23 protein-coding genes and 1 tRNA gene are annotated in these 26,689 nt (G+C 67.4%); 22 read left to right on the top strand and 2 right to left on the bottom strand.

Features of this window, described 5'->3' with window-relative positions; genetic code table 11:
• The first annotated feature begins 32 nt into the window (after positions 1 to 32).
• From rpmG to ACIRP7_RS09245, 7 genes are all read left to right on the top strand, one after another.
• Positions 33 to 197: a 50S ribosomal protein L33 gene (gene rpmG, locus ACIRP7_RS09275; protein WP_003948671.1), complete on the top strand. Its 165-nt coding sequence runs from the start codon at positions 33 to 35 to the stop codon at positions 195 to 197.
• A 102-nt stretch (positions 198 to 299) separates the two neighbouring features.
• A complete protein-coding gene (locus ACIRP7_RS09270) occupies positions 300 to 752 on the top strand; it encodes a MaoC family dehydratase N-terminal domain-containing protein (protein WP_403655610.1) in 453 nt (150 codons plus the stop codon).
• 8 nt (positions 753 to 760) lie between these two features.
• The gene (locus ACIRP7_RS09265) at positions 761 to 1,189 is read left to right on the top strand and encodes a MaoC family dehydratase (protein WP_403655962.1); all 429 of its coding nucleotides are present in this window, start codon (positions 761 to 763) and stop codon (positions 1,187 to 1,189) included.
• Positions 1,190 to 1,346: 157 nt separating this feature from the next.
• Positions 1,347 to 1,916, top strand: coding sequence for a TetR/AcrR family transcriptional regulator (locus ACIRP7_RS09260; RefSeq protein ID WP_403655608.1), 570 nt, complete (start codon positions 1,347 to 1,349; stop codon positions 1,914 to 1,916).
• An 85-nt stretch (positions 1,917 to 2,001) separates the two neighbouring features.
• Entirely contained in the window at positions 2,002 to 3,456 is a 1,455-nt protein-coding gene (locus tag ACIRP7_RS09255; protein WP_403655606.1) for a DHA2 family efflux MFS transporter permease subunit, read from the top strand.
• Positions 3,457 to 3,936: 480 nt separating this feature from the next.
• Positions 3,937 to 4,992 (top strand): UDP-N-acetylmuramate dehydrogenase, encoded by a 1,056-nt coding sequence (locus tag ACIRP7_RS09250; protein WP_403655604.1) that lies wholly within the window; start codon positions 3,937 to 3,939, stop codon positions 4,990 to 4,992.
• Positions 4,993 to 5,079: 87 nt separating this feature from the next.
• Positions 5,080 to 5,748, top strand: coding sequence for a hypothetical protein (locus ACIRP7_RS09245; RefSeq protein WP_403655602.1), 669 nt, complete (start codon positions 5,080 to 5,082; stop codon positions 5,746 to 5,748).
• Here the strand turns inward: ACIRP7_RS09245 and ACIRP7_RS09240 are convergent.
• Both ACIRP7_RS09240 and ACIRP7_RS09235 read right to left on the bottom strand, forming a co-directional pair.
• On the bottom strand, positions 5,729 to 6,769 hold the full coding sequence (locus ACIRP7_RS09240) for an adenosine deaminase (RefSeq protein ID WP_403655600.1): 1,041 nt from the start codon (positions 6,767 to 6,769) through the stop codon (positions 5,729 to 5,731). The genes ACIRP7_RS09245 and ACIRP7_RS09240 overlap by 20 nt on opposite strands.
• 116 nt (positions 6,770 to 6,885) lie before the next feature.
• The gene (locus tag ACIRP7_RS09235) at positions 6,886 to 8,112 is read right to left on the bottom strand and encodes a pyridoxal phosphate-dependent aminotransferase (protein ID WP_403655598.1); all 1,227 of its coding nucleotides are present in this window, start codon (positions 8,110 to 8,112) and stop codon (positions 6,886 to 6,888) included.
• Between the two features lie 248 nt (positions 8,113 to 8,360).
• Between ACIRP7_RS09235 and ACIRP7_RS09230 the strand changes: the two genes are divergently transcribed.
• From ACIRP7_RS09230 to fusA, 15 genes are all read left to right on the top strand, one after another.
• Positions 8,361 to 8,433 (top strand) — tRNA-Trp (locus tag ACIRP7_RS09230).
• Positions 8,434 to 8,541: 108 nt separating this feature from the next.
• On the top strand, positions 8,542 to 8,829 hold the full coding sequence (gene secE / locus ACIRP7_RS09225) for a preprotein translocase subunit SecE (protein WP_403655596.1): 288 nt from the start codon (positions 8,542 to 8,544) through the stop codon (positions 8,827 to 8,829).
• Between the two features lie 80 nt (positions 8,830 to 8,909).
• On the top strand, positions 8,910 to 9,809 hold the full coding sequence (gene nusG, locus ACIRP7_RS09220) for a transcription termination/antitermination protein NusG (protein WP_403655594.1): 900 nt from the start codon (positions 8,910 to 8,912) through the stop codon (positions 9,807 to 9,809).
• 166 nt (positions 9,810 to 9,975) lie between these two features.
• A complete protein-coding gene (gene rplK / locus ACIRP7_RS09215) occupies positions 9,976 to 10,410 on the top strand; it encodes a 50S ribosomal protein L11 (protein ID WP_403655592.1) in 435 nt (144 codons plus the stop codon).
• A gap of 86 nt (positions 10,411 to 10,496) precedes the next feature.
• On the top strand, positions 10,497 to 11,222 hold the full coding sequence (gene rplA, locus ACIRP7_RS09210; RefSeq protein ID WP_403655590.1) for a 50S ribosomal protein L1: 726 nt from the start codon (positions 10,497 to 10,499) through the stop codon (positions 11,220 to 11,222).
• A gap of 114 nt (positions 11,223 to 11,336) precedes the next feature.
• Positions 11,337 to 12,179: a hypothetical protein gene (locus ACIRP7_RS09205; RefSeq protein WP_403655588.1), complete on the top strand. Its 843-nt coding sequence runs from the start codon at positions 11,337 to 11,339 to the stop codon at positions 12,177 to 12,179.
• A 90-nt stretch (positions 12,180 to 12,269) separates the two neighbouring features.
• Positions 12,270 to 13,121, top strand: a complete 852-nt coding sequence (locus ACIRP7_RS09200; RefSeq protein WP_403655586.1) for a DUF1396 domain-containing protein — start codon at positions 12,270 to 12,272, stop codon at positions 13,119 to 13,121.
• Between the two features lie 277 nt (positions 13,122 to 13,398).
• Positions 13,399 to 13,929 carry a 50S ribosomal protein L10 gene (gene rplJ / locus ACIRP7_RS09195; RefSeq protein ID WP_007384048.1) on the top strand — a complete coding sequence of 177 codons (531 nt, stop codon included), beginning with the start codon at positions 13,399 to 13,401 and terminating at the stop codon, positions 13,927 to 13,929.
• A 115-nt stretch (positions 13,930 to 14,044) separates the two neighbouring features.
• The gene (rplL, locus tag ACIRP7_RS09190) at positions 14,045 to 14,428 is read left to right on the top strand and encodes a 50S ribosomal protein L7/L12 (protein ID WP_403655584.1); all 384 of its coding nucleotides are present in this window, start codon (positions 14,045 to 14,047) and stop codon (positions 14,426 to 14,428) included.
• A 558-nt stretch (positions 14,429 to 14,986) separates the two neighbouring features.
• Positions 14,987 to 18,472, top strand: coding sequence for a DNA-directed RNA polymerase subunit beta (rpoB, locus tag ACIRP7_RS09185; protein ID WP_352389247.1), 3,486 nt, complete (start codon positions 14,987 to 14,989; stop codon positions 18,470 to 18,472).
• 100 nt (positions 18,473 to 18,572) lie between these two features.
• Entirely contained in the window at positions 18,573 to 22,472 is a 3,900-nt protein-coding gene (locus ACIRP7_RS09180; protein WP_403655582.1) for a DNA-directed RNA polymerase subunit beta', read from the top strand.
• A 256-nt stretch (positions 22,473 to 22,728) separates the two neighbouring features.
• A complete protein-coding gene (locus tag ACIRP7_RS09175; RefSeq protein WP_403655580.1) occupies positions 22,729 to 23,277 on the top strand; it encodes a DUF1707 and DUF4190 domain-containing protein in 549 nt (182 codons plus the stop codon).
• 333 nt (positions 23,278 to 23,610) lie between these two features.
• Complete coding sequence (rpsL, locus tag ACIRP7_RS09170; protein ID WP_003948652.1) at positions 23,611 to 23,982, top strand: 30S ribosomal protein S12; 372 nt, start codon at positions 23,611 to 23,613, stop codon at positions 23,980 to 23,982.
• A 2-nt stretch (positions 23,983 to 23,984) separates the two neighbouring features.
• Complete coding sequence (gene rpsG / locus ACIRP7_RS09165; RefSeq protein WP_007384059.1) at positions 23,985 to 24,455, top strand: 30S ribosomal protein S7; 471 nt, start codon at positions 23,985 to 23,987, stop codon at positions 24,453 to 24,455.
• Positions 24,456 to 24,494: 39 nt separating this feature from the next.
• Positions 24,495 to 26,621 (top strand): elongation factor G, encoded by a 2,127-nt coding sequence (gene fusA, locus ACIRP7_RS09160; protein ID WP_020118526.1) that lies wholly within the window; start codon positions 24,495 to 24,497, stop codon positions 26,619 to 26,621.
• The last annotated feature ends 68 nt before the right edge of the window (positions 26,622 to 26,689 follow it).

Genomic DNA, 26,689 nt, shown 5'->3' with positions numbered 1-26,689 from the left:
GTTGTCCCATCCGTTCGTCAAGGAGCACTCCTGTGGCTGCCACCGACGTCCGCCCGAAGATCACGCTGGCCTGCGTGGAGTGCAAGGAGCGGAACTACATCACCAAGAAGAACCGGCGTAACAACCCGGACCGACTGGAGATGAAGAAGCACTGCCCGCGTTGCAACGCGCACACCGCGCACCGCGAGACGCGATAAATCAGGCTCGTACGCGAGGCCGTCCCCGAGAGATCGGGGGCGGCCTCGCGTCGTTGAGGGACCCGATACCGGCCAGTAGAGCAAGCAGGAGGTGCCGAGCCCATGGCGCTCGACCAGTCCTTCGTGGGGCGGACCTATCCGCCCACCGCCCCCTATGAGGTGGGCCGGGAGAAGATCCGCGAGTTCGCCGAGGCGGTGGGGGACACCAACCTCGCGTACACGGACCCGGAGGCCGCCAAGGCGCTCGGCCACCCCGACGTCGTCGCCCCGCCGACCTTCGTGTTCTCGATCACCTTCAAGGCCGCCGGGCAGGTCGTCCAGGACCCGCAGCTCGGCCTGGACTACAGCCGCGTGGTGCACGGCGACCAGAAGTTCGCCTACGTCCGCCCCGTGCGCGCCGGTGACCGTCTGACCGTCACCTCCACCATCGAGGCGATCAGGTCCATGGCCGGCAACGACATCCTGGACATCCGCGGCGAGGTCCACGACGAGGCCGGCGAACACGTGGTGACCGCCTGGACCAAGCTGGTCGCGCGCGCGGCAGAGGAGGCGTGACGAAGAACATGACGGCGAAGATCGCATACGACGACGTAGAGGTCGGCACCGAGCTGCCGGCCCGAACCTTCCCCGTGACGCGCGCCGGCCTCGTCCAGTACGCGGGCGCCTCCGGGGACTTCAACCCGATCCACTGGAACGAGAAGTTCGCCAAGGAGGTCGGACTGCCGGACGTCATCGCGCACGGCATGTTCACCATGGCCGAGGCGATCCGCGTGGTGACCGACTGGGCCGGCGACCCGGGCGCGGTCGTCGAGTACGGCGTCCGCTTCACCAAGCCCGTCGTCGTCCCGAACGACGACCAGGGCGCCACGATCGAGGTCGGCGGCAAGGTCGCCGCCAAGCTCGACGACAACACGGTCCGGGTCGACCTCACGGTGACCAGCGCCGGGCAGAAGGTGCTGGGGATGTCGCGAGCGGTCGTACGACTGGCCTGAGGGCCGACGGTCCGGCTGCCGATGTAAGGGGCGCTCTCCATGGTGGGGCGCTCCTTACTGCACTGCGTTCTGGAACACTGCACTGCGTTCTGGAACCCCGAACTACGTCTGGACCCCACCCCTTGCCAAGTTAGTGATTGAGTACTAACTTACTCGCATGGTCAGGATGAGCGCAGAGGACAGGCGTGAGAGCGTCATCCGCGCGGCGATGATCGAGTTCGCCCGCGGTGGCTACCACGGCACGTCCACCGAGGAGATCGCCAAGCGGGTGGGGGTCTCGCAGCCGTACCTGTTCCGGCTCTTCCCGGGAAAGAAGGCGATCTTCCTGGCTGCGGCGGAGCGCTGCGTCGAGGACACCATCCGTACCTTCGAGGAGGCCTCGAAGGGCCTGGAGGGCGAAGAGGCCGAACACGCCATGGCGGACGCGTACACCAAGGTCATCGCCGAGCGGCCCGAGTGGCTGATGATGCAGATGCAGATGTACGTCGCGGTGGGGGCCGCCGAGCAGGACGGCGACCACGAGTTCGGCGAGGCGGTGCGAGCCGGCTGGATGCGGCTGTGGGACTCCGTCCATGGTCCGCTCGGCGCCGACGTCAAGGAGACGACGAACTTCCTGGCGTACGGCATGCTCATCAACTGCCTGGTGGCGATGGGCTTTCCGCCCGAGCACCGGGTCTGGGAGGGCATGTACCCGTCGGCGCAGTCCAAGGGTCGGCTGGAGCACTGAGTACCACGGGCATCACAGGCGCCTCTTCATGATCGCGAAACTTAGTAATCAATAACTAATCACCGATACACCCGCTGGGGGAGCGATGTCACAGCAAGCACAAGCCACCACCACACCCACCGCACGTCGCGGGGGAGCCGTCTGGGCCCTCGTCATCACCAGCGTCGCCGGATTCATGGCGGCCCTCGACAACCTCGTCGTCACCACCGCCCTGCCCTCCATCCGCGAGGACCTCGGCGGAGCGCTGCACGACCTCGAATGGACGGTCAGCGCCTACACACTCACCTTCGCCGTCCTGCTCATGACCGGCGCGGCTCTCGGCGACCGCTTCGGCCGGCGCCGACTCTTCCTGGTCGGCCTCACGATCTTCACCGGCGCGTCGGCGGCCGCGGCCCTGGCCCCCGGCATCGACTCCCTCATCGCGGCCCGCGCGGTCCAGGGCGTGGGAGCGGCGATCATGATGCCCCTCACGCTCACCCTCCTCACGGCGGCCGTCCCCGCGGCCAGGCGCGGAATGGCGTACGGCATCTGGGGCGCCGTCAACGGACTCGCGGTCGCCTCCGGACCGCTGATCGGCGGCAGCCTCACCGAACACATCTCCTGGCAGTGGATCTTCTGGCTGAACGTCCCGCTCGGTGTCGCCCTGCTTCCCCTCGCCCGCCTTCGCCTCGCCGAGTCCCACGGCACCGGCGCGCGCCTCGACATCCCCGGCACCCTGCTCGCCAGCGGCGGCCTCTTCGGCATCGTCTACGGCCTGGTCCGCGGCCCGTCCGACGGTTGGACCGACTCCGTGGTCCTCCTGGCCCTGTTCACGGGAGCCGCGTTGCTCGCCGCGTTCGTCCTCTACAGCACGCGGGCCAAGAACCCGATGCTCCCCATGCGGCTGTTCCGCTCCCGGGCCTTCTCCGGCATCAACGCGGCGAGCCTGCTGATGTTCCTCGGGATGTTCGGCTCGATCTTCCTGCTCAGCCAGTACATGCAGGGCGTCCTCGGCTATTCGCCCACCGAGGCGGGCCTGCGCATGCTGCCCTGGACCGGCATGCCGATGCTCGTCGCGCCGATCGCCGGGATCCTCTCCGACCGCATCGGGGGCCGACCCGTGGTGGCCACGGGCCTCTTCCTCCAGGCGGCGGGCCTCGCGTACATGTCGTCCGTGGTCACCGTCGACGCGTCCTACGGTGCGCAGCTTCCCGGTCTCATCCTCAGCGGCATAGGCATGGCTCTCTTCTTCGCCCCCGCCTCCAACCTGGTCATGTCGAGCGTGCTGCCGAAGGAGCAGGGCATCGCGTCCGGCGCCAACAACGCGCTGCGTGAGGTGGGTGGGGCGCTGGGTATCGCCGTCATGGCGTCGATCTTCTCCTCGCAGGGCGGATACGAGAGCGGCCAGTCCTTCGTCGACGGCCTGCGACCGGCACTGGTGACCGGAGCGGCCGTGGTGGCGCTCGCCGGGGTTGCGGCTCTGCTGATTCCCTCGCGGAAGCGGGGGGTGGAGCAGGAGGCTCCCGTGGAGAAGCGCGAGCGGGATCTGGTGGCCGGCTGAGCCTGTGAGTCGACGGTCCCGTCCGGGAGGACGGGGCCGTTTGGCGTGGGGGGCGTTGGGGTGGGGTGCCGGGTCAGGTTGTCGGGCGGATGCGGGTGCATCGTGGCTGGTCGCGCAGTTCCCCGCGGTGCCGCTGCGCTGGGCTTGAGCGGGGCGCCTATGGGGGTGCCGGGTCAGGTCGTGGGGCGGCTACCGGCCGGTGGGGGCTGGTCGCGCGGTTCCCCGCGCCCCTGGGTGGGACTCGTGCACCCGCGTACGGTGGCGAGGGGACGGGGTGGGGGGTATCCGCCCGCAGCGGCCGGCGTCCGGCACCGACTCACCCACCGAACCCCACGCGCTACACAAACCCCCACCGGACCGGAACAGGCCGCCGCAGGCATCCAGGGGCGCGGGGAACTGCGCACAACGCCCGCCCCCACCGAACCCGCGGACAAACACCGCTCAACCGCCGGAGGCCCACGCCCCCGTACCCTGTACCGCGTGCAGGAACGACACGACGCCCCCCTCGCCCCCCTGACCACCTTCCGCCTCGGCGGCCCCGCCACCCGGCTCGTCACCGCGACGACCGACGCCGAGGTGATCGAGGTCGTCCGCGAGGCCGACGCCACCGGCACGCCGCTCCTCGTGATCGGCGGCGGGTCCAACCTCGTCATCGGGGACAAGGGATTCGAGGGCACCGCGCTCGTCATCGCCACCAAGGGTTTCGAGCTCACCGGCACCCACCTGGAGCTCGCCGCCGGCGAGGTATGGACCGACGCCGTCGAACGCACCGTGGACGCCGGACTCGCCGGTGTCGAGTGCCTCGCCGGCATTCCGGGCTCCGCGGGCGCTACCCCCATCCAGAACGTCGGCGCCTATGGCCAGGAGGTGTCCACAACCATCACCGAGGTCATCGCCTACGACCGGCACAGCGGCGAAACCGTCACCCTCACCAACGACGACTGCGCCTTCTCCTACCGCCACAGCCGCTTCAAGGAAGACCCCGCCCGCTATGTCGTCCTGCGCGTCCACTTCGACCTGGAGGACGCCGGTGGCCTCTCCGCGCCGATCAAGTACGCCGAAACCGCCCGCACCCTGGGCGTCGAGCCCGGCGACCGCGTCCCCCTCACCGACGCCCGCGCAACCGTCCTGATGCTGCGCGCGGGAAAGGGCATGGTCCTGGACCCCGACGACCACGACACCTGGTCGGCAGGCTCCTTCTTCACCAACCCCATTCTCACGGCCGCCCAGTTCGCGGAGTTCCACGCGCGCGTGAAGCACCACCTGGGCGAGGACGCCGAACCCCCCGCCTACCCCGCGGGCGACGGCCGCACCAAGACCTCCGCGGCCTGGCTCATCGACAAGGCCGGCTTCACCAAGGGCTACGGCACCGGCCCGGCCCGCATCTCCACCAAGCACACCCTGGCCCTCACCAACCGCGGCAACGCCACCACGGAGGACCTCCTCGCCCTGGCTCGAGAGGTCGTGGCAGGCGTAAGGGACACCTTCGGCATCACCCTGGTCAACGAACCCGTGACAGTCGGCGTCACCCTGTAGGCCCGCACCCGAGAACCCGCGGAATACCGTTTGCCGACGCCCGACCCCGGCGGCCACGCTGGGCCCCATGACGTCCAGGACCCCCGCATGCGGCTGAGTCTCACCGAGTTCAGACCCCGCACCGGCCCGCACCAACACCGGGTAGTCCAGCCCCGTCACACCCTGCGCCACACCTCGCTGACCGCGCCGGAACCGATCGGCCTGCTCCTCGGCGACCACGACGGCCTGAACCGGCTCGCCGGTCTGTTCTCCTTCGCCGCCTGCTCACGGCACACGATCGTCCACGTACCCCTGCGGGACGGCATCCCGCCGGACGAGGGCCAGGGGCAGCGCGTCGACCTAGTCCTCGCACACCACTCGTACGGCCTGCGCCCCAGCAAGTGGCCCGAGCTGCGGCGCACACTCAAGGCCGGCACCCCCCTGTCCGTCTGCACCGACGAGGCACGTACGCACAAGGACGCCGACGCCTGGAGGCAACGACACACGCGCGCTGACTTCCGGGACGAACTGCGGCACGCCACGCACGCGCGCACGTTCTTCCTGTTCGGCAGTCGGGACGCCTTCGCCGGGGCGGCCGTGAACTTCGCCTACGCCGCGGGCTGGGGACCGCGCAGGAAAGGCGTCGGCAAAGGACGCTCGGCCATGGTCACGGGGATCTGGCTGAAGGGCGAGCCCGGCGGCGGACACCGCCGCGAGGTCCTGATCTGCTTCAAGCCCTATCCGCCCTACGCCCACTTCAAGCCACCGGGCCGCTGAGCCAGTCGTCCACCCCCGACAGCAGCTTGGTCTTCACGTCCTCCGGTGCCGCCGAGGCCCGTACCGACTGCCGGGCCAGCTCTGCCAGTTCCGCGTCCGAGAAGCCGTGCCACCGGCGGGCGATCTCGTACTGCGCGGCCAGCCGGGACCCGAACAGCAGCGGGTCGTCGGCGCCCAGCGCCATCGGTACCCCGGCCTCGAACAGTTTCCGCAGCGGCACATCCTCATGCTTCTCGTAGACGCCGAGCGCCACATTGGACGCCGGGCACACCTCGCACGTCACCTGCCGGTCCGCCAGGCGCTTCAGCAACCGCGGGTCGTCCGCCGCGCGCACCCCGTGCCCGATCCGGTTCGCGTCCAGGTCGTCGAGACAGTCCCGTACCGAGGACGGTCCGGCCAGCTCGCCACCGTGCGGCGCCGACAGCAGCCCGCCCTCGCGTGCGATGTGGAACGCCCGGTCGAAGTCCCGCGCCAGGCCCCGGCGTTCGTCGTTCGAGAGACCGAAGCCGACCACGCCCTTGTCCGCGTACCGCACCGCCAGCCGGGCCAGGGTGCGCGCGTCCAGGGGGTGCTTCATCCGGTTCGCGGCGACCAGCACCCGCATCCCCAGCCCCGTCTCCCGCGAGGTGGTCTCCACCGCGTCCAGGATGATCTCCAGCGCGGGGATCAGCCCGCCGAGCATGGGCGCGTACGACGTCGGGTCGACCTGGATCTCCAGCCACCCCGAGCCGTCGCGGACGTCCTCCTCCGCGGCCTCCCGCACCAGCCGCCGGATGTCGTCGGGCTCTCTGAGGCACGAGCGGGCCGCGTCGTACAGGCGCTGGAAACGGAACCAGCCCCGCTCGTCCGTGGCCCGCAGTTTCGGCGGTTCCCCGCTGGTCAGTGCTTCGGTCAGCGCATCCGGCAGGCGCACGCCGTACTTGTCGGCCAGCTCCAGAACCGTCCCCGGCCGCATGGATCCGGTGAAGTGCAGGTGCAGATGGGCTTTCGGCAGTTCAGAGACATCACGTACACGCTCCATTCGAGGATCCTGCCGTACGTCACCGGTGTCCCGGTACCGCTTTCCCCTTTAGTGGTCTTGCTCGCACAAAAAAATGGGACCCCCTCATGTGAGGGGGTCCCACGGCTACGGCGATCTCAGTCCCGCGCCTCCGCCAGCAGCTTCTGGATCCGCGAGACGCCCTCGACGAGATCCTCGTCACCCAGCGCGTACGACAGCCGCAGATAGCCCGGCGTGCCGAAGGCCTCGCCCGGGACGACCGCGACCTCCGCCTCCTCCAGGATCAGCGCGGCCAGCTCGACCGTGTCCTGCGGGCGCTTGCCGCGGATCTCCTTGCCGAGCAGGGCCTTGACCGACGGGTAGGCGTAGAAGGCGCCCTCGGGCTCGGGGCAGAGCACGCCGTCGATCTCGTTGAGCATGCGGACGATCGTCTTGCGGCGGCGGTCGAAGGCCGTGCGCATCTCCGCCACCGCGTCGAGGTTGCCGGAGACCGCGGCGAGGGCCGCGACCTGGGCGACGTTCGACACGTTGGACGTGGCGTGCGACTGCAGGTTGGTCGCGGCCTTGACGACGTCCTTCGGACCGATGATCCAGCCCACCCGCCAGCCGGTCATGGCGTACGTCTTCGCGACCCCGTTGACGACGACGCACTTGTCGCGCAGCTCGGGCAGGAGCGCGGGCAGCGAGGTGAACGTCGCGTCGCCGTAGACGAGGTGCTCGTAGATCTCGTCAGTCAGCACCCACAGGCCGTGCTCGACGGCCCAGCGGCCGATCGCCTCGGCGTCGGCCTGGCTGTAGACGGCACCGGTCGGGTTGGAGGGGGAGACGAAGAGGACGACCTTCGTCTTCTCCGTGCGGGCCGCCTCCAGCTGGTCGACGGAGACCCGGTAGCCGGTCGTCTCGTCGGCGACGACCTCCACCGGGACACCGCCGGCCAGCCGGATCGACTCCGGGTAGGTCGTCCAGTACGGCGCCGGGACGATGACCTCGTCGCCCGGGTCGAGGATCGCGGCGAAGGCCTCGTAGATCGCCTGCTTTCCGCCGTTGGTCACCAGGATCTGGGACGCCTCGACCTCGTAGCCGGAGTCGCGCAGCGTCTTCGCGGCGATCGCGGCCTTCAGCTCGGGCAGCCCGCCGGCCGGCGTGTAGCGGTGGTACTTCGGGTTCGAGCAGGCCTCGATCGCGGCCTGGACGATGTAGTCCGGGGTCGGGAAGTCCGGTTCACCGGCGCCGAAGCCGATCACCGGCCGCCCCGCGGCCTTGAGGGCCTTGGCCTTGGCGTCCACGGCGAGGGTGGCGGACTCGGAGATCGCGCCGACTCGGGCGGAGACCCGGCGCTCGGTGGGAGGGGTTGCAGCGCTCATGGGCCCCATCGTTCCAGACCGGAAACTCCCCCGGCACACGGGTTTCACAGACTGAACATCGGCTGAACAACCGTCCGGATTCGCATCGCACGCTGGGCGATCTTCCTCCCCCAAGCCCCGTACGGGCGCTTTCTGTTCGACGGGGGGCCGTGGACCACGTACACTCTCACCTCGTTGGCCTTCAGCCGCCGCCCATCCAGGTGCACACCGAGCACCCGGTCGGATGCGGTACGTTGGGGGACACACAAAGGGTCGTAGCTCAATTGGTAGAGCACCGGTCTCCAAAACCGGCGGTTGGGGGTTCAAGTCCCTCCGGCCCTGCTACACACACCTTCGCCAGGATGTGTGCGCATGTACGTACAGCAATGCACCGCCGTGCGGCTCCAACCGGGCGCGGCACGGCCACGACCCGGGAACAGGTGAGGACGAATGGCGGATGCCGTGGGCTCCATCGACACGCCTGGCGCCCAGGATGAAGTGCCGGAGACCAAGAAGAAGGTCCGCAAGGGCGGCAAGCGTGCCAAGAAGGGCCCGCTGAAGCGTCTTGCGACCTTCTACCGGCAGATCGTCGCAGAACTCCGCAAGGTCGTCTGGCCGTCGCGGAACCAGCTGACGACGTACACGACCGTGGTGATCGTCTTTGTTCTCGTCATGATCGGCCTGGTGACCGTGATTGACTATGGACTCAACCACGCCGCCAAGTACGTATTCGGCTGAGCACAGAGCGAAGGGCGCCGCGGTTACCGGCGCCCCTTTTCGCATGTTCCACCCCTTGTATCCAGGAAGAAGCAGCCACCGTGTCTGACCAGAACCTGAACGACGCCATCGAGCCCGACGAGTCTGTCGACGACGAGCTCGACATCGTCGAGGGCGCGGACGAGGACCTGGACGAGGTCGAGGCTGCCGACGCCGAGGCCGGCGAGCCCGCCGAGGAAGCCGCCCTCCACGCCGAGGACGACGACGCCGAGGACGAGTCCGGCGGTGACGTCGAGTCCGGCGGTGACGTCGAGTCCGGCGGCGACATCGAGTCCGTCGAGGACGAGGAAGAGGCGGACGCCGAGGAGGAGCCGGCCGAGCCGGTCGACCCCGTCGCCGCCCTCCGCGAGGAACTGCGGACCCTGCCCGGCGAGTGGTACGTCATCCACACCTACGCCGGTTATGAGAACCGCGTGAAGACCAACCTCGAGCAGCGTGCCGTCTCGCTGAACGTCGAGGACTTCATCTTCCAGGCCGAGGTGCCGCAGGAAGAGGTCGCGCAGATCAAGAACGGCGAGCGCAAGACCATCCGTCAGAACAAGCTCCCCGGCTATGTGCTGGTGCGCATGGACCTGACGAACGAGTCCTGGGGCGTCGTCCGCAACACCCCCGGCGTGACCGGCTTCGTGGGCAATGCCTACGACCCGTACCCGCTGACCCTGGACGAGATCGTCAAGATGCTCGCCCCGGAGGCCGAGGAGAAGGCCGCCCGCGAGGCCGCCGAGGCCGAGGGCAAGCCGGCTCCGCAGCGCAAGGTCGAGGTCCAGGTCCTGGACTTCGAGGTCGGCGACTCGGTCACCGTCACCGACGGCCCGTTCGCCACGCTGCAGGCCACGATCAACGAGATCAACGCCGACTCCAAGAAGGTCAAGGGCCTCGTCGAGATCTTCGGCCGTGAGACCCCGGTCGAGCTGAGCTTCGACCAGATCCAGAAGAACTAGTTTCTTCCGGACAGAGCTTCCGACCAGGTCAGGCGGGCTGTCACAGCTCGTCTGACCTGCTCGGTTTTTGGCCGCGCATCTATACCCGCTATCGTTGTGCGGTATGCCTGCGTTCGGGTGGTCCCCGTAGGCAGGCAGGACCCGAATCGAAAGGACCCGGAGAGCTATGCCTCCCAAGAAGAAGAAGGTCACGGGGCTCATCAAGCTCCAGATCAACGCCGGCGCGGCGAACCCGGCCCCGCCGGTCGGCCCCGCGCTCGGCCAGCACGGCGTCAACATCATGGAGTTCTGCAAGGCCTACAACGCCGCGACCGAGTCGCAGCGTGGCTGGGTGATCCCGGTGGAGATCACGGTCTACGAGGACCGCTCCTTCACCTTCGTCACCAAGACGCCGCCGGCCGCGAAGATGATCCTCAAGGCCGCGGGTGTCGAGAAGGGCTCCGGCGAGCCGCACAAGACCAAGGTCGCCAAGATCACCCAGGCGCAGGTCCGCGAGATCGCCACGACCAAGCTGCCCGACCTCAACGCCAACGACCTGGACGCCGCCGCGAAGATCATCGCCGGTACCGCGCGTTCCATGGGCGTCACGGTCGAGGGCTGAGCCCCACCCCCCCCGTACATCAAGCAGAAGTGGCAGGGCCTGCTCGGCCCGTACCACGACTCCTTTCAGAACACACAGGAGCAGTAGTGAGCAAGCGCAGCAAGGCCCTTCGCGCTGCGGACGAGAAGATCGACCGGGACAAGCTGTACGCCCCGCTCGAGGCCGTCCGTCTCGCCAAGGAGACCTCCACCTCCAAGTTCGACGGCACCGTCGAGGTCGCCTTCCGTCTGGGTGTCGACCCGCGCAAGGCGGACCAGATGGTCCGTGGCACCGTGAACCTCCCGCACGGCACCGGTAAGACCGCCCGGGTCCTGGTCTTCGCGACCGGTGACCGTGCCGAGGCCGCTCGTGCCGCGGGCGCCGACATCGTCGGCGCCGACGAGCTCATCGACGAGGTGTCGAAGGGCCGTCTGGACTTCGACGCCGTCGTCGCCACCCCGGACCTCATGGGCAAGGTCGGCCGCCTCGGCCGCGTGCTCGGTCCCCGTGGTCTCATGCCGAACCCCAAGACCGGCACCGTCACCCCCGATGTCACCAAGGCTGTCAACGACATCAAGGGCGGCAAGATCGAGTTCCGCGTCGACAAGCACTCGAACCTGCACTTCATCATCGGCAAGACGTCGTTCGACGACACCAAGCTGGTGGAGAACTACGGCGCGGCGCTGGAGGAGATCCTCCGTCTGAAGCCGTCCGCCGCCAAGGGCCGGTACATCAAGAAGGCCGCCATCAGCACCACGATGGGCCCCGGCATTCCGCTCGACTCCAACCGCACCCGCAACCTCCTCGTCGAGGAGGACCCGGCCGCGGTCTGAGCCACCGGCAGGTCTCACGGGCCCCGCACCTTCCGAGGTGCGGGGCCCGTTCCCATGTGCGGGGAGCGTGCTCTGAGTTAGCGTGCGAGCAGGGCACCTGCACCAGGGGGACGCATGAAGAGGACGACGGTCCGGCTCACCACGGCCGCCGCACTGGCGGGACTCGCCGCCTGCACGTCCTCCGGTTCCTCCGACCGGCCGGAGAAGGAGAAGCACACGGCCTCGGCCCCCGCCCCCCTCCCGGCCCTGCGCACCGCCGAGCACTCCACCGAGCGGGCCAGCACCGCCCGGGTGAGATCCACCACCGTGATGGGCACCCAGCTCTCCCTCACCGCCCACGGCGTCCTCGCCTGGCGCGACGGCCTCTCCGGCGCCCTCACCATCGACTACACCGGCGGCACCGCGGCCGAGACGATGCGCGATCTGGGCGTCACCTCCATGGAGGCCCGCTACCTCTCCGACGCCTACTACGCGCGCATGGGCGACACCTTCGCCGCCAAGACGGGCGGCAAGCACTGGCTCAGGTACGCCTACGACGACCTGAAGACCCTCGGCGGCGGCGCCGACCTCGCCGACCAGATGCGCTCCACCACCCCCAACCAGTCGGTGCGGCTGCTGCTGGACTCCGACGACGTGCGCGAGCTCGGCCGGGAGACCGTGGACGGCCAGAGCACCACGCACTACACCGGAACCGTGGACGTCCAGAACGTCACCGACACCGAGCTCCGCCGCCGCCTCCAGGACGCCGAGGTCACTGCCGAGACCGTCGACATCTGGGTCAACGAGAAGAACCTGCTGGTCAAGAAGATCGAGAAGACCGGCACGGCGAACGGCCGGGTGACCCAGACCGCCCACTACAGCGACTACGGCGTCAAGGTCGCCGTACGGAAGCCGCCGGCCGCCGACACCGAGGACTTCAAGACCCTCCTGTCACAGTCGAGCATCAACCCCACCTGAGCAGCGGGGAATTCACGGACCCCTCGCGTCCCTCTCGGATAAACTCGCGGTCTTGCTGTGAATCGACCATGTGTTCCTTGGGGGGAATCAATGTCTATTTATGTACGACGTTCCGTGCGCGGTCGGACCATCGGCGCCGGGCTCGCCGCCGTGGCTCTCGCCGCGGGTGCGGTGAGCTGTTCCAAGGGGGGCGAGGAGTCGCCCGAGATGACTCCCGCGGCGGCGGTCGCCAAGGCGGCGAAGAACACGGAGGAGATCACCTCCTTCCGCTACCGCATGAAGGGCGAGATCCCCGAGCAGGGGCAGGTGGTGGCCGAGGCCTCCATGCGGACCAAGCCCGACGTCGCGATGAGCATGAAGATGACCTCGCCCAAGGAGGGCTCCGCCGAGATCCGGCTCGTCGACAAGGCCATGTACATCGGCGGCAACGCCGAGCTGGCCAAGGAGATGGACGGCAAGAAGTGGATGAAGTTCGACCTGTCCGGGCTCGACAAGGAGGGCGGCCTCGGCGCGACCGCTCCCGGCGCCGGCCAGGCCGACCAGAACCCGGCCAGCATGTCCGCCTTCCTCAACAGCGCCAAGGACGTGAAGAAGGTCGGCACCGAGACCGTCGACGGGGTCAAGACGACCCACTACGCGGGCGACGTCACCCTGGCCGAGCTCAAGGCCTCTTTCAAGGACGCCGACAAGTCGGTCCGTGAGCAGCGTGAGAAGAGCACCGAGCAGATCGAGAAGCTGGGCCTGGACAAGTTCACGATGGACATGTGGGTCGACGGTGAGGACCACGCCAAGCAGTTCCGTATGCGGGGCGACGCCGACAAGGGCAAGTTCGACATGACCTTCACCTTCCTCGACTACAACAAGCCGGTGACCGTCACGGCGCCGCCCGCCAAGGACACCGCGGACCTGGCCGAGATGATGAAGGAACTCCAGAACAGCTGAACGCCGTAGGGCCGGATTTGCTTGACAGGGATCCGGTCCCGTACGCTCCTACAGAAGCCAAAGACCGCTGGTCGTTGCCGTGTCCTCGTAAGAGGGGGCGGTGGCCGAAGGATCCGCTGAAAACTGCGGACGACCCGCGCAGGTGACCGTGGAAGTGCTCCCAGGATCGCGTCAGTGATTCCGGTAGAGCAACGCCCCGTGCGCCTGCGCCGGGGCGTTTCGTTTTGTGCAGCCCCTTCCGAGCGGTCCTCATCACCCGGAAGGAGGCCGACGCTCTATGGCAAGGCCCGACAAGGCTGCCGCGGTAGCCGAGCTGACGGAGCAGTTCCGCAGCTCGAACGCCGCCGTGCTGACCGAGTACCGGGGTCTCACCGTGGCGCAGCTCAAGACGCTGCGTCGTTCGCTCGGTGAAGACGCCCAGTACGCCGTGGTGAAGAACACGCTGACCAAGATCGCGGCCAACGAGGCCGGGATCTCGACGCTCGACGACCTGTTCAACGGTCCGACAGCGGTTGCCTTCATCACCGGTGACCCGGTGACGTCGGCGAAGGGTCTTCGTGACTTCGCCAAGGACAACCCGAACCTCGTCATCAAGGGCGGTGTCCTTGACGGCAAGGCGCTGTCCGCCGATGAGATCAAGAAGCTCGCGGACCTCGAGTCCCGCGAGGTTCTGCTCGCCAAGCTGGCGGGCGCCTTCAAGGGCAAGCAGACTCAGGCTGCTCAGGTCTTCCAGGCGCTCCCGTCGAAGCTCGTCCGCACCGTGGACGCGCTTCGCGCCAAGCAGGACGAGCAGGGCGGTGCCGAGTAACTCGGCTCGCGCATTGATCCACGCCGCCTGAGGCGCGGGTCGTAGCGGGCCGTAAGTACGCCCGCCGTATCGATACAACCGGCACCTGCCGACATTAGTGGAAGGATCGCCCCTCATGGCGAAGCTCAGCCAGGAAGACCTGCTCGCGCAGTTCGAGGAGATGACCCTCATCGAGCTCTCCGAGTTCGTGAAGGCCTTCGAGGAGAAGTTCGACGTCACCGCCGCCGCGGCCGTCGCCGTCGCGGGCCCGGCCCAGGGTGGCCCGGCTGCCCCGGTCGAGGAGGAGAAGGACGAGTTCGACGTCATCCTCACCGGTGCGGGCGAGAAGAAGATCCAGGTCATCAAGGTCGTGCGTGAGCTGACCTCCCTGGGTCTGAAGGAGGCCAAGGACCTCGTGGACGGCGCCCCGAAGCCCGTCCTCGAGAAGGTCGCCAAGGACGCCGCCGAGAAGGCCGCCGAGTCCCTCAAGGGCGCCGGCGCCTCCGTCGAGGTCAAGTAACACCCCACAGGCCCCGATCGGCCTGTAACGCGCAAGCGCCGAAGAGCGATCATCCATCCGGGTGGTCGCTCTTCGGCGTTCCTGGAGGCGCGGTCACGGTTGCCTTGCGGCCTCGTGGGCGAGGGGTATGGTGATCTTCGTTCGTGTCTCCCGGAATCTCAGGTTCGGGCAGGGGGGCCTTGACGAACCGCACGCAGCGCGCAATTCTCAGGACGCGTCGCCAGAACGGTCCGATTCCGAGGCATGGATCGGCGACGAAGAGGGCAGTATCAACGTGCGTTGAGGGCACCATGCAGAGGACGTTGAGGGCAGCGAGAGTTTTTGAAGACTGGGCAGAAAAGCGGGGCTGGACATCAGTGCGCCAAGTGGCTACACTGACCCTTTGCGCTGCCTGTTAGCTGCCCCCTGCCCGTCACCAGGGGTCTGCCCTCGCCTCAGCACTGACGACCGGACATCTCTGACCTGGCCTCTCGGCCGAATCGGAGAGACCTGTCCCTGTGTCGCGGAGGAGGGCCCGGGGAGCGCGTAGTGAGTCCGAGCCCTCGGAAGGACCCCCTCTTGGCCGCCTCGCGCACTGCCTCGACCGCGAATACGAACAACGCCGCCAGCACCGCCCCGCTGCGCATCTCTTTTGCAAAGATCAAGGAGCCTCTCGAGGTTCCCAACCTGCTCGCGCTGCAGACCGAGAGCTTTGACTGGCTGCTCGGGAACTCCGCCTGGCAGAGTCGGGTCGAGGAGGCTCTTGAGTCCGGTCAGGACGTCCCCACCAAGTCCGGTCTGGAGGAGATCTTCGAGGAGATCTCCCCGATCGAGGACTTCTCCGGGTCGATGTCGCTGACGTTCCGCGACCACCGTTTCGAGCCGCCGAAGAACAGCATCGACGAGTGCAAGGAGCGCGACTTCACGTACGCGGCTCCGCTCTTCGTGACGGCCGAATTCACCAACAACGAGACCGGCGAGATCAAGTCCCAGACGGTCTTCATGGGCGACTTCCCGCTCATGACCGGCAAGGGCACCTTCGTCATCAACGGCACCGAGCGTGTCGTGGTGTCCCAGCTGGTCCGCTCGCCGGGTGTCTACTTCGACTCCTCCATCGACAAGACGTCCGACAAGGACATCTTCTCGGCCAAGATCATCCCGTCCCGGGGTGCCTGGCTGGAGATGGAGATCGACAAGCGCGACATGGTCGGTGTCCGCATCGACCGCAAGCGCAAGCAGTCCGTCACCGTGCTCCTGAAGGCTCTCGGGTGGACCACCGAGCAGATCCTGGAGGAGTTCGGCGAGTACGAGTCGATGCGCGCCACCCTGGAGAAGGACCACACCCAGGGCCAGGACGACGCGCTGCTCGACATCTACCGCAAGCTGCGTCCGGGCGAGCCCCCCACCCGTGAGGCCGCCCAGACCCTTCTGGAGAACCTCTACTTCAACCCGAAGCGTTACGACCTCGCCAAGGTCGGCCGCTACAAGGTCAACAAGAAGCTGGGTGCGGACGCTCCGCTGGACGCGGGCATCCTGACCGTCGAGGACATCATCTCGACGATCAAGTACCTGGTGAAGCTGCACGCGGGCGAGACCGAGACGGTCGGTGACAGCGGTGGCAGCATCGTCGTCGAGACCGACGACATCGACCACTTCGGCAACCGTCGTCTGCGCAGCGTCGGCGAGCTCATCCAGAACCAGGTCCGTACGGGTCTGGCTCGTATGGAGCGCGTCGTCCGTGAGCGCATGACGACCCAGGACGTCGAGGCGATCACGCCGCAGACCCTGATCAACATCCGGCCGGTCGTCGCCTCCATCAAGGAGTTCTTCGGCACCAGCCAGCTGTCGCAGTTCATGGACCAGAACAACCCGCTGTCGGGTCTCACCCACAAGCGCCGTCTGTCGGCTCTTGGCCCGGGTGGTCTCTCCCGTGAGCGGGCCGGCTTCGAGGTCCGTGACGTGCACCCGTCCCACTACGGACGCATGTGCCCGATCGAGACGCCCGAAGGCCCGAACATCGGTCTGATCGGTTCGCTCGCCTCCTACGGCCGCGTCAACGCGTTCGGCTTCGTGGAGACGCCGTACCGCCGGGTCACCGACGGCATCGTCACCGACGAGGTCGACTACCTCACGGCCGACGAGGAGGACCGCTTCGTCATCGCGCAGGCCAACGCCACGCTCGACGACGACATGCGGTTCTCCGAGAACCGTGTCCTGGTCCGCCGTCGTGGCGGCGAGGTCGACTACGTCCCCGGTGACGACGTCGACTACATGGACGTCTCGCCGCGCCAGATGGTGTCGGTCGCGACCGCCATGATCCCGTTCCTCGAGCACGACGACGCCAACCGTGCCCTCATGGGCGCGAACATGATGCGTCAGGCGGTGCCGCTCATCAAGAGCGAGGCCCCGCTCGTCGGCACCGGCATGGAGTACCGCTCCGCAGTCGACGCCGGTGACGTGGTCAAGGCCGAGAAGGCGGGTGTGGTCCAGGAGGTCTCCGCGGACTACATCACCACCGCCAACGACGACGGCACGTACATCACGTACCGCCTGGCCAAGTTCGCCCGCTCCAACCAGGGCACCTCGGTCAACCAGAAGGTCATCGTCAACGAGGGCGACCGGATCATCGAGGGCCAGGTCCTGGCCGACGGTCCGGCCACCGAGAACGGCGAGATGGCGCTGGGCAAGAACCTGCTCGTGGCGTTCATGCCGTGGGAGGGTCACAACTACGAGGACGCGATCATCCTGTCGCAGCGCCTCGTGCAGGACGACGTCCTCTCCTCGATCCACATCGAGGAGCACGAGGTCGACGCCCGTGACACCAAGCTCGGCCCCGAGGAGATCACCCGGGACATCCCGAACGTCTCCGAGGAGGTCCTCGCCGACCTCGACGAGCGCGGCATCATCCGTATCGGTGCCGAGGTCGTCGCCGGCGACATCCTCGTCGGCAAGGTCACGCCCAAGGGCGAGACCGAGCTGACGCCGGAGGAGCGCCTGCTCCGTGCGATCTTCGGTGAGAAGGCCCGTGAGGTCCGTGACACCTCGCTGAAGGTGCCGCACGGCGAGATCGGCAAGGTCATCGGCGTCCGCGTCTTCGACCGTGAAGAGGGCGACGAGCTGCCGCCGGGCGTGAACCAGCTGGTTCGTGTCTACGTGGCGCAGAAGCGCAAGATCACGGACGGTGACAAGCTCGCCGGCCGGCACGGCAACAAGGGTGTCATCTCCAAGATCCTGCCCATCGAGGACATGCCGTTCCTCGAGGACGGGACCCCGGTCGACATCATCCTCAACCCGCTGGGTGTGCCGTCCCGAATGAACCCGGGACAGGTCCTGGAGATCCACCTCGGCTGGCTCGCCAGCCGCGGCTGGGACGTCTCCGGCCTCGGCGAGGACTGGGCCAAGCGCCTGCAGGTCATCGGTGCCGACCAGGTCGACCCGGGCACCAACGTCGCCACCCCCGTCTTCGACGGTGCGCGTGAGGACGAGCTCGCGGGTCTGCTGCAGCACACCATCCCGAACCGCGACGGTGAGCGCATGGTGCAGCCCACCGGTAAGGCGAGGATGTTCGACGGCCGCTCCGGCGAGCCGTTCCCGGAGCCGATCTCGGTCGGCTACATGTACATCCTCAAGCTCCACCACCTGGTCGACGACAAGCTGCACGCCCGCTCGACCGGTCCGTACTCGATGATCACCCAGCAGCCGCTGGGTGGTAAGGCCCAGTTCGGTGGCCAGCGCTTCGGTGAGATGGAGGTGTGGGCGCTGGAGGCATACGGCGCCGCGTACGCCCTCCAGGAGCTGCTGACCATCAAGTCCGACGACGTCACCGGCCGCGTGAAGGTCTACGAGGCCATCGTCAAGGGCGAGAACATCCCCGAGCCCGGCATCCCCGAGTCCTTCAAGGTGCTCATCAAGGAGATGCAGTCCCTGTGCCTCAACGTGGAGGTGCTGTCCTCGGACGGCATGTCCATCGAGATGCGCGACACCGACGAGGACGTCTTCCGCGCTGCGGAAGAGCTCGGCATCGACCTGTCCCGGCGCGAGCCGAGCAGCGTCGAAGAGGTCTGACGGGAGTCCGGCCGGAGGACCTGGTGAGGACCTCCGGCCGGCCCCTGGACCCCCGTTTCAGACCCCTAAGACTTACAACCCTGAGAGGGATTGACGCATAGTGCTCGACGTCAACTTCTTCGATGAGCTCCGGATCGGCCTGGCCACCGCCGACGACATCCGTCAGTGGAGCCACGGCGAGGTCAAGAAGCCCGAGACGATCAACTACCGCACGCTCAAGCCCGAAAAGGACGGACTCTTCTGCGAGAAGATCTTCGGTCCGACCCGGGACTGGGAGTGCTACTGCGGCAAGTACAAGCGTGTCCGGTTCAAGGGCATCATCTGTGAGCGCTGCGGCGTCGAGGTCACTCGCGCCAAGGTGCGTCGTGAGCGGATGGGCCACATCGAACTGGCCGCCCCCGTCACGCACATCTGGTACTTCAAGGGCGTCCCGTCGCGTCTGGGCTACCTGCTCGACCTGGCTCCCAAGGACCTCGAGAAGGTCATCTACTTCGCGGCGTACATGATCACGTACGTCGACGAGGAGCGCCGCACACGTGACCTGCCCTCCCTGGAGGCGCACGTCTCCGTGGAGCGTCAGCAGGTCGAGAACCGTCGTGACGCCGACCTCGAGGCCCGCGCCAAGAAGCTGGAAAGCGACCTGGCCGAGCTGGAGGCCGAGGGTGCCAAGGCCGACGTGCGCCGCAAGGTGCGCGAGGGTGCCGAGCGTGAGATGAAGCAGCTACGCGACCGTGCGCAGCGCGAGATCGACCGCCTCGACGAGGTGTGGACCCGCTTCAAGAACCTCAAGGTCCAGGACCTCGAAGGTGACGAGCTGCTCTACCGCGAGCTGCGTGACCGCTTCGGCACGTACTTCGACGGTTCGATGGGTGCCGCGGCGCTGCAGAAGCGCCTGGAGTCCTTCGACCTCGACGAGGAGGCCGAGCGTCTCCGCGAGATCATCCGTACCGGCAAGGGCCAGAAGAAGACCCGTGCGCTGAAGCGGCTGAAGGTCGTGTCTGCCTTCCTGCAGACCTCCAACAGCCCCAAGGGCATGGTCCTCGACTGCGTCCCGGTCATCCCGCCGGACCTTCGCCCGATGGTGCAGCTGGACGGTGGCCGCTTCGCGACCTCCGACCTGAACGACCTGTACCGCCGTGTGATCAACCGCAACAACCGCCTGAAGCGGCTCCTTGACCTCGGTGCGCCCGAGATCATCGTGAACAACGAGAAGCGCATGCTTCAGGAGGCCGTCGACGCGCTCTTCGACAACGGCCGTCGTGGTCGCCCGGTCACGGGCCCCGGCAACCGTCCGCTGAAGTCGCTGTCCGACATGCTCAAGGGCAAGCAGGGCCGTTTCCGTCAGAACCTGCTCGGCAAGCGCGTGGACTACTCCGCGCGTTCCGTGATCGTCGTCGGTCCGCAGCTCAAGCTGCACCAGTGCGGTCTGCCGAAGGCGATGGCGCTGGAGCTGTTCAAGCCGTTCGTGATGAAGCGCTTGGTGGACCTGAACCACGCGCAGAACATCAAGAGCGCCAAGCGCATGGTGGAGCGCGGCCGCACGGTCGTGTACGACGTCCTCGAAGAGGTCATCGCCGAGCACCCGGTGCTGCTGAACCGTGCTCCCACCCTGCACCGCCTCGGCATCCAGGCCTTCGAGCCGCAGCTGGTCGAGGGCAAGGCCATCCAGATCCACCCGCTCGTCTGCACCGCGTTCAACGCGGACTTCGACGGCGACCAGATGGCCGTACACCTTCCGCTGTCCGCGGAGGCGCAGGCCGAGGCCCGCATCCTGATGCTGTCCTCGAACAACATCCTCAAGCCCGCCGACGGCCGTCCGGTGACGATGCCGACCCAGGACATGGTCCTCGGTCTGTTCTTCCTCACCACCGACGGCGAGCTGCGTGACACCAAGGGCGAGGGCCGCGCGTTCGGCTCCACGGCCGAGGCGATCATGGCGTTCGACGCCGGCGAGCTGGCACTCCAGTCGCAGATCGACATCCGCTTCCCGGTGGGCACCATCCCGCCGCGTGGCTGGACGCCGCCTGCGCAGGAGGAGGGCGAGCCGGAGTGGCAGCAGGGGGACACCTTCCGCCTGCGCACCACCCTGGGCCGCGCGCTCTTCAACGAGCTGCTGCCCGAGGACTACCCGTTCGTCGACTACTCGGTGGGCAAGAAGCAGCTCTCCGAGATCGTCAACGACCTGGCCGAGCGCTACCCCAAGGTCATCGTGGCGGCGACGCTCGACAACCTGAAGGCGGCGGGCTTCTACTGGGCCACCCGTTCCGGCGTCACCGTGGCCATCTCCGACGTCGTCGTTCCCGAGGCGAAGAAGGAGATCGTCAAGGGCTACGAGGCGCAGGACGAGAAGGTCCAGAAGCAGTACGAGCGCGGTCTGATCACCAAGGAAGAGCGCACTCAGGAGCTCATCGCGATCTGGACCAAGGCGACCAACGAGGTCGCCGAGGCGATGAACGCGAACTTCCCCAAGACGAACCCCATCTTCATGATGGTTGACTCGGGTGCCCGAGGAAACATGATGCAGATGCGGCAGATCGCCGGTATGCGTGGTCTGGTGTCGAACGCCAAGAACGAGACGATTCCGCGTCCGATCAAGGCGTCCTTCCGTGAGGGCCTGTCCGTGCTGGAGTACTTCATCTCCACGCACGGTGCCCGTAAGGGTCTGGCGGACACCGCCCTGCGTACCGCCGACTCGGGTTACCTGACCCGTCGTCTGGTGGACGTCTCGCAGGACGTCATCATCCGCGAGGAGGACTGCGGCACCGACCGTGGCCTCAAGCTCAACATCGCGGAGGTCGGCGCGGACGGCGTGCTGCGCAAGGCGGACGACGTCGAGACCAGCGTGTACGCACGTGCGCTGGCAGAGGACATCACCGTCGACGGCAAGGTGCTGGCCCCGGCCAACACCGACCTCGGCGACGTCCTCATCGACGAGCTCGTGAGGCACGGCGTCTCCCAGGTCAAGACCCGCTCGGTCCTGACCTGCGAGTCCGCCGTCGGCACCTGCGCCATGTGCTACGGCCGCTCGCTGGCCACCGGCAAGCTGGTCGACATCGGTGAGGCGGTCGGCATCATCGCCGCCCAGTCCATCGGTGAGCCCGGTACCCAGCTGACGATGCGTACCTTCCACACCGGTGGTGTGGCCGGTGACGACATCACCCAGGGTCTGCCGCGTGTCGTCGAGCTCTTCGAGGCCCGTACCCCGAAGGGTGTCGCCCCGATCTCCGAGGCCCAGGGCCGCGTGCGGATCGAGGAGACCGAGAAGACCAAGAAGATCGTCATCACGCCGGACGACGGCAGCGACGAGACGGCGTTCCCGATCTCGAAGCGCGCCCGACTCCTGGTCAGCGAGGGCGAGCACGTCGAGGTGGGCCAGAAGCTCACCGTGGGTGCCACCAACCCGCACGACGTGCTGCGCATTCTGGGCCAGCGTGCCGTCCAGGTCCACCTGGTCGGCGAGGTCCAGAAGGTCTACAACTCGCAGGGTGTGTCGATCCACGACAAGCACATCGAGATCATCATCCGGCAGATGCTGCGCCGTGTGACGATCATCGAGTCCGGCGACGCCGAGCTGCTGCCCGGCGAGCTGGTCGAGCGCTCGAAGTTCGAGACCGAGAACCGTCGTGTGGTCCAGGAGGGCGGTCACCCGGCCTCCGGTCGTCCGCAGCTGATGGGTATCACCAAGGCCTCGCTGGCGACGGAATCCTGGCTGTCGGCCGCCTCCTTCCAGGAGACGACCCGAGTTCTGACGGACGCGGCGATCAACGCCAAGTCCGACAGCCTCATCGGCCTCAAGGAGAACGTCATCATCGGTAAGCTCATCCCGGCCGGTACGGGTCTGTCCCGCTACCGCAACATCCGGGTCGAGCCGACCGAGGAGGCCAAGGCCGCGATGTACTCGGCCGTCGGCTACGACGACATCGACTACTCGCCGTTCGGCACGGGGTCCGGCCAGGCTGTTCCGCTGGAGGACTACGACTACGGGCCGTACAACCAGTAATCGGGCTGCTTGAGTCGGAGGGCGGTCACCCTGTGGGGTGGCCGCCCTCCGGCGTGCTCGGGCGGTATCCGGGCGTCTCGGGGCTGGGCCGGCCGGGGGTTTCCCGCTGGAGATGCGGGAACCTGTCCCGGTATCGCAGCGTTGGAGCATCATGGAGGCATTCGACCGCCCAGGGGGTGCTCCTGTGTCGCAACCGTCGTGGCAACCGTGGCAGGGCAAGGACGAGCCGCCGTCAGGGCCGGGAAGAGACGGCCCCGTGGCGGGGCCCTGGTCCGGCGCGGGTGCCCCTGTGGCCCATCCCTGGCCCCCGTACGCCGCCCCGCAGCCCGTCGCCTCCGCCATGCTCGCCTCCCACGCCGACCGTGAGCGGGCCGTCGATGTGCTGCGGGCCGGGTACGGCGAGGGGCGGCTGGAGAAGGGCGAGTTCGACAAGCGGGTGGAGCGGGCCTACGGCGCGCGGACCGTCGGGGAGCTGGCGCTGCTGGTGTCCGACCTGCCGCTCGGGCCCATGCCGCAGCCTGTGCCCGTCATGGCCGTACCGCGGACGTTCCTGCCCGCCCCGCGGCCGCGGGCCAACGGGAAGGCGGTCGGAGCCGCGGTGTGCGGGCTGCTGTGCGTGCCGACCTTCGGGTTCACCGGGATTCCGGCGGTGATCCTCGGCCACGCGGCGCGGGCGGAGATGGAGCGGACCGGAGAAGGCGGTGACGGGCTCGCGCTGACCGGGCTCGTGTTCGGCTGGCTGTCGATCGCCGCGTGGTCGGTCGTGATGACGCTGCTGATCGCGGTGGGCCTCGCCTCCGGGTGAGCGCCGCGAGAAGACGCCGCTCGTGCGTGTGCACCATGTGAAATCGAAGATCATCCACGGCGTAGGGGCTTGACACCGGCCGTAGCGAGAGGTTGCGCTCGTCCATCTGTTTTGACCGCAGCGAATCAGCTGGGTACGCTCAGACCTTGTGCCTGGGGTGTGCCCTGGCTCCCGTGCGTGCCTTCAACCGCATAGGGGGAGTCGTAAGCGGCCACCGTAATCTGCGCCCTTTTCGCCTTGCGGCGGGAGTCCGCGGCTTCGACACACCCGACCGCGTGGGTCGGCGAAGTTCCAGGTTAGCTTCACACTCGGCACACAGAAACCGGAGAAGTAGTGCCTACGATCCAGCAGCTGGTCCGGAAGGGCCGGCAGGACAAGGTCGAGAAGAACAAGACGCCCGCGCTCGAGGGTTCGCCCCAGCGCCGTGGCGTCTGCACGCGCGTGTTCACGACCACCCCGAAGAAGCCGAACTCGGCCCTGCGTAAGGTCGCGCGTGTGCGTCTGACCAGCGGGATCGAGGTCACTGCTTACATTCCGGGTGAGGGACACAACCTGCAGGAGCACTCGATCGTGCTCGTGCGCGGCGGCCGTGTGAAGGACCTGCCCGGTGTTCGCTACAAGATCATCCGTGGTTCGCTCGACACCCAGGGTGTCAAGAACCGCAAGCAGGCCCGCAGCCGCTACGGCGCCAAGAAGGAGAAGTAAGAATGCCTCGTAAGGGCCCCGCCCCGAAGCGCCCGGTCATCATCGACCCGGTCTACGGTTCTCCTCTTGTCACCTCCCTGATCAACAAGGTGCTGCTGAACGGCAAGCGCTCCACCGCCGAGCGCATCGTGTACGGCGCCATGGAGGGCCTGCGCGAGAAGACCAGCAACGACCCGGTCATCACGCTGAAGCGCGCGCTGGAGAACATCAAGCCCACGCTTGAGGTCAAGTCCCGCCGTGTCGGTGGCGCCACCTACCAGGTGCCGGTCGAGGTCAAGCCCGGCCGCGCCAACACGCTGGCGCTGCGCTGGCTGGTCGGTTACTCCCGCGCCCGTCGCGAGAAGACCATGACCGAGCGTCTGCTCAACGAGCTTCTCGACGCTTCGAACGGCCTCGGTGCGGCCGTCAAGAAGCGCGAGGACACCCACAAGATGGCCGAGTCCAACAAGGCCTTCGCGCACTACCGCTGGTAGTCGCAGACCCCATCGAGACCGAGAGAAGACTGAAGCCTTATGGCTACCACTTCACTTGACCTGGCCAAGGTCCGCAACATTGGGATCATGGCCCACATCGACGCGGGCAAGACGACCACCACCGAGCGGATCCTCTTCTACACCGGCGTCAGCTACAAGATCGGTGAGGTCCACGACGGCGCCGCCACCATGGACTGGATGGAGCAGGAGCAGGAGCGTGGCATCACGATCACCTCTGCTGCCACCACCTGTCACTGGCCGCTCGAGGACGACGACTACACGATCAACATCATCGACACCCCCGGGCACGTCGACTTCACGGTCGAGGTGGAGCGTTCGCTCCGCGTCCTCGACGGTGCCGTCACGGTGTTCGACGGTGTCGCGGGTGTCGAGCCGCAGTCCGAGACGGTGTGGCGTCAGGCCGACCGTTACGGCGTGCCGCGCATCTGCTTCGTGAACAAGCTGGACCGTACCGGCGCCGAGTTCCACCGCTGTGTGGACATGATCTCGGACCGTCTGGGCGCCGTCCCGCTCGTCATGCAGCTGCCGATCGGCGCCGAGATGGACTTCAAGGGCGTTGTGGACCTGGTCCGCATGAAGGCGCTCGTGTGGTCCGCCGAGGCGGCGAAGGGCGAGATGTACGACGTCGTCGACATCCCGGCCACGCACACCGAGGCTGCCGAGGAGTACCGCGGCAAGCTGGTCGAGGCCGTCGCGGAGAACGACGACGAGATCATGGAGCTGTTCCTGGAGGGCCAGGAGCCCACCGAGGAGCAGCTGTACGCCGCGATCCGTCGTATCACCATCGCGTCCGGCAAGTCCGACGGCGTCACCGTCACCCCGGTGTTCTGCGGGACCGCGTTCAAGAACAAGGGCGTCCAGCCCCTGCTCGACGCGGTCGTGCGCTACCTGCCGACCCCGCTCGACGTCGAGGCCATCGAAGGCCACGACGTCAAGGACCCCGAGGTCGTCGTCAAGCGCAAGCCGTCCGACGACGAGCCGCTGTCCGCACTGGCGTTCAAGATCATGAGCGACCCGCACCTGGGCAAGCTCACCTTCGTCCGGATCTACTCCGGTCGCCTGGAGTCCGGCTCCGCGGTGCTGAACTCCGTCAAGGGCAAGAAGGAGCGCATCGGCAAGATCTACCGCATGCACGCGAACAAGCGTGAGGAGATCGAGTCGGTGGGCGCCGGCGACATCGTCGCCGTCATGGGCCTCAAGCAGACCACCACCGGTGAGACGCTGAGCGACGACAAGAACCCGGTCATCCTGGAGTCCATGGACTTCCCGGCGCCGGTGATCCAGGTCGCCATCGAGCCCAAGTCCAAGGGTGACCAGGAGAAGCTGGGTGTCGCCATCCAGCGTCTCGCGGAGGAGGACCCCTCCTTCCAGGTCCACTCGGACGAGGAGACCGGCCAGACCATCATCGGTGGTATGGGCGAGCTGCACCTCGAGGTGCTGGTCGACCGTATGCGCCGTGAGTTCAAGGTCGAGGCCAACGTCGGCAAGCCGCAGGTCGCCTACCGTGAGACGATCCGCAAGGCCGTCGAGCGCGTCGACTACACGCACAAGAAGCAGACTGGTGGAACCGGCCAGTTCGCCAAGGTGCAGATCGCGATCGAGCCGATCGAGAGCGGCGACGCCTCGTACGAGTTCGTGAACAAGGTGACCGGTGGCCGTATCCCGAAGGAGTACATCCCTTCGGTGGACGCCGGTGCGCAGGAGGCCATGCAGTTCGGCATCCTCGCCGGGTACGAGATGACGGGCGTTCGCGTCACGCTTCTCGACGGTGCCTACCACGAGGTCGACTCCTCCGAGCTCGCGTTCAAGATCGCCGGCTCGCAGGCCTTCAAGGAGGCCGCGCGCAAGGCAAGCCCCGTGCTGCTCGAGCCGATGATGGCCGTTGAGGTCACCACGCCCGAGGACTACATGGGTGAGGTCATCGGCGACATCAACTCCCGCCGTGGTCAGATCCAGGCCATGGAGGAGCGGGCCGGTGCCCGCGTCGTGAAGGGCCTCGTGCCCCTCTCGGAGATGTTCGGCTACGTCGGAGACCTCCGCAGCAAGACGTCGGGTCGCGCAAGCTACTCGATGCAGTTCGACTCCTACGCCGAGGTTCCGCGGAACGTCGCCGAGGAGATCATCGCGAAGGCCAAGGGCGAGTAACGCACCGCGTTCGCACGCTTTAGGCTTGACTCCGGAGCCCGGAGGGGCATTCACCCGCATTTGCGGGG

The sequence above is a fragment of the Streptomyces sp. NPDC102270 genome, from assembly GCF_044766405.1.
Lineage (GTDB): Bacteria > Actinomycetota > Actinomycetes > Streptomycetales > Streptomycetaceae > Streptomyces.
The sequence above is the reverse complement of the archived record's forward strand: the minus strand, read 5'-3'. Positions and strand labels throughout refer to the sequence as shown.

Excerpts from the sequence above, each read along its gene's own strand:
- ACIRP7_RS09270 (WP_403655610.1), top strand. The coding sequence starts at position 300 with ATGGCGCTCGACCAGTCCTTCGTGGGGCGGACCTATCCGCCCACCGCC.
- ACIRP7_RS09240 (WP_403655600.1), bottom strand. The coding sequence starts at position 6,769 with ATGGAGCGTGTACGTGATGTCTCTGAACTGCCGAAAGCCCATCTGCAC.
- ACIRP7_RS09245 (WP_403655602.1), top strand. The coding sequence starts at position 5,080 with ATGCGGCTGAGTCTCACCGAGTTCAGACCCCGCACCGGCCCGCACCAA.
- ACIRP7_RS09260 (WP_403655608.1), top strand. The coding sequence starts at position 1,347 with ATGGTCAGGATGAGCGCAGAGGACAGGCGTGAGAGCGTCATCCGCGCG.
- fusA (WP_020118526.1), top strand. The coding sequence starts at position 24,495 with ATGGCTACCACTTCACTTGACCTGGCCAAGGTCCGCAACATTGGGATC.
- rplJ (WP_007384048.1), top strand. The coding sequence starts at position 13,399 with ATGGCAAGGCCCGACAAGGCTGCCGCGGTAGCCGAGCTGACGGAGCAG.
- ACIRP7_RS09200 (WP_403655586.1), top strand. The coding sequence starts at position 12,270 with ATGTCTATTTATGTACGACGTTCCGTGCGCGGTCGGACCATCGGCGCC.
- ACIRP7_RS09235 (WP_403655598.1), bottom strand. The coding sequence starts at position 8,112 with ATGAGCGCTGCAACCCCTCCCACCGAGCGCCGGGTCTCCGCCCGAGTC.
- ACIRP7_RS09255 (WP_403655606.1), top strand. The coding sequence starts at position 2,002 with ATGTCACAGCAAGCACAAGCCACCACCACACCCACCGCACGTCGCGGG.
- rplK (WP_403655592.1), top strand. The coding sequence starts at position 9,976 with ATGCCTCCCAAGAAGAAGAAGGTCACGGGGCTCATCAAGCTCCAGATC.
- ACIRP7_RS09205 (WP_403655588.1), top strand. The coding sequence starts at position 11,337 with ATGAAGAGGACGACGGTCCGGCTCACCACGGCCGCCGCACTGGCGGGA.
- rpsG (WP_007384059.1), top strand. The coding sequence starts at position 23,985 with ATGCCTCGTAAGGGCCCCGCCCCGAAGCGCCCGGTCATCATCGACCCG.
- rplL (WP_403655584.1), top strand. The coding sequence starts at position 14,045 with ATGGCGAAGCTCAGCCAGGAAGACCTGCTCGCGCAGTTCGAGGAGATG.
- ACIRP7_RS09265 (WP_403655962.1), top strand. The coding sequence starts at position 761 with ATGACGGCGAAGATCGCATACGACGACGTAGAGGTCGGCACCGAGCTG.
- secE (WP_403655596.1), top strand. The coding sequence starts at position 8,542 with ATGGCGGATGCCGTGGGCTCCATCGACACGCCTGGCGCCCAGGATGAA.